Raw genomic sequence first — 491 nt, forward strand, 5'->3', positions numbered from 1 at the left:
ACATCATGCCCTCTCACCAACCCAGGCCGGTTTACAAGACCTTGAAAATCCGGCTGGTCGTAGGACAGTGTGCGCTTGCTGCGGCCATCGCTGAATCGCTCATCGAACCCTCCTGGTGGAAGCTGACGGAACGTCTCTAAACTCAGTGACTCCTCAGCGATGATCATCTTTGCGCGGTGTTGCGGTCGGCTATTTGGTAGCAGTGTCGTGACTATCCGGTAGCGCTTCAGTGAGCATCCGGTAGCAGCTCAAATTGTATGGGGTGATGGTTCCTGTATCCGCTTCATTAGGGTGCGGGACGTTCGGGATGAAGTCCGCTTTTGACATTGGAGCTATGCCGCGGAAGCCTCCGTGGCCGGCCCGACTCATCGTCACTAACGAAGCCGGGTTGCATTTCATCTCGCTTCAGGAGCAGCCCAAGTTCATCCTTGATACATGTCGACTCGGAGTAGTTGGCACCACGATTCCGCGTAGTTGGTACCGGTGCTCCG

It is taken from the genome of Corynebacterium sp. HMSC30G07 (genome assembly GCF_001806945.1).
GTDB classification, from domain to species: Bacteria; Actinomycetota; Actinomycetes; order Mycobacteriales; family Mycobacteriaceae; genus Corynebacterium; species Corynebacterium riegelii.